General features: G+C 72.6%; 1 protein-coding gene. It reads left to right on the forward strand.

The window, feature by feature from the left end; translation table 11 throughout:
• Positions 1-740: hypothetical protein (locus HMPREF9538_RS30720; RefSeq protein WP_009486368.1), on the forward strand; the 740-nt coding region annotated here is incomplete at both ends.

The raw sequence follows: 740 nt of genomic DNA on the forward strand, positions 1-740 counted from the left end.
GGGGGGGGGGGGGGGGGGGCGGCCCCCCGCGCCATACGGCGGCGGGCGGGCCGCGGGCCAGCGGGTGCTGCCCCTGCGCGGGGGCGGCACCTGGCAGCGGTTTATCGATCTGGATGAGACCTGGCTGGTGCCGGTGCCGCCGGCGGTTGACGATCTGCTGGCCGCCCGCGGGTATATCAATCCGCTGACGGCGATGCTGATGCTCAAGCGCTGGCCGGTTGCCGGAAAACACCTCGTGCTGACCGCGGCATCGTCCTCCTGCGCCAGTCTGCTGGGGCAGTGGGCGCTGGCGATGGGCGCCCGCTCGGTGAGCGGGATTATTCGCTCGCCGCAGCATCGGGCGCGCCTGGAACAGGCCGGGATCTATCCGATCCTCGATACCGACCGGGCGCTGATGGAGAAGGTCAGCCAGCACAGCGATCTGGTGTTTGACGCGGTGGGCGGCGAACTGGCGAATACGCTGCTGTCGGTGCTGCCCGGGTCGTCGACCCTGATCTCCTATGGGCTGTTATCCGGGCGGCCGCTGACCCAGACGCGCGGTAGCGCGACGGTGCGCAAGTTTCATCTGCGGGAGGCGCTGCCGACACTCAGCGTAGCGGCGTGGCGGGCAGCGTTCGACGAAATCTGGCAGCGCCTGCCGACGACCTCCCAGCCGCCGGCCCAGCGCATAGCGTTGAACGACCGGCGGGGGGGCGGGTGGGGGCGGCCGCGGCCCGGGCGGGGGGGGGGGGGGGGGGGGG

It is taken from the genome of Klebsiella sp. MS 92-3 (assembly GCF_000195655.1).
Classification (GTDB): domain Bacteria; phylum Pseudomonadota; class Gammaproteobacteria; order Enterobacterales; family Enterobacteriaceae; genus Klebsiella; species Klebsiella pneumoniae.